We start from the raw sequence: 1,043 nt of genomic DNA on the forward strand, positions 1-1,043 counted from the left end.
CCGCAGGACCGAAGCTCGGCGGCGCGGTCGGCGGTGCAGCGGAAGGCCATGCCGCCGGTGCCGGGGAGAGAGCGCAACCCGCACCGCCTCCCACGCCGAGCTCCACTCCAACGGTGCCACCACGACCGTCAGTTTCCGTGCCGCCACCGGCATCCTCGCCGAAGCCATCGCCTGGGAAGGAGTGACCGATGTCGTCACAGCAGAACACGAGAGCGGTTGAGTTTGGGTTGCGGGCGGTGCAGTTCTCCCGCCTGACCCGTCGTGGCATCCTTCTCGGCCTCTCCCTCTCCCAACTCATCGTCCTCGCCACCGGTGTCCTCTCCATCGTCGGTGCCCTCTACGCCGGAGGCGGGATGCTCCTGGCCTGGACGGCACCCATCTGGCTACTCTGCGCCGCGCTCGCCTGGACCCCGATCGGTGGGCGGAAGCTGGTCGAGTGGGTGCCCGTCACCTTCCGGTGGGTCGCCCGCACCCAAAAGCGACAGACCGTGTTTCGGCGTCGGGTCGTGAAGCCCCGCCCCGCCGGGACCCTCGCACTGCCCGGGGATACGGCAGCGCTCCGGGAGTGGGAAGACCCGGAAACCGGGGCGGCGATGATCCACGACCCACACCACCAGACCCTCACCGCGATCGTCGGTGTCTCTCATCCTGCGTTCGTGCTCCTGGACCCGGGTGAGCAGGAACGCCGCGTCGCCACCTGGGGACGGGTGCTCGCCACCACCTGCCGGTCCGGGCGCATCGCCCGCCTCCAAATCTGCGAGCGCACCCTCCCCGATGGCGGCTCCGGGCTGGTCGAGTGGTGGCAGCGGCACGGCCGCGATGACGGGTCCTGGACTTCCACTGTTTATCGGGAACTCATTGATCGTGCAGGTCCCGCCGGTGAACGCCACGCCACCACCATCAGTGTCGCCCTCGACATGCGCGCCGCCGCCCGGCAGATACGCACCAACGGTGGCGGGATCAAGGGAGCCGCTGCGGTGCTGCGGCAGGAGATGACCACGCTTGTGACGGCGCTGCGGGCGGCGGAGCTCTCGGTTACCGGG

At 69.8% G+C, this 1,043-nt stretch carries 2 protein-coding genes; both read left to right on the plus strand.

Annotation, left to right across the window (positions count from 1 at the left end):
• The coding region (locus KZA10_RS15980; RefSeq protein ID WP_218683378.1) for a hypothetical protein at positions 1-220 on the plus strand (220 nt) is incomplete at its 5' end.
• Positions 189-1,043, plus strand: an 855-nt coding sequence (locus KZA10_RS15985) for an SCO6880 family protein (RefSeq protein WP_374196607.1), incomplete at its 3' end; no start/stop codon positions are given. The genes KZA10_RS15980 and KZA10_RS15985, both read left to right, overlap by 32 nt.

This window comes from Microbacterium sp. BF1 (genome assembly GCF_019279095.1).
GTDB classification, from domain to species: Bacteria; Actinomycetota; Actinomycetes; order Actinomycetales; family Microbacteriaceae; genus Microbacterium; species Microbacterium maritypicum.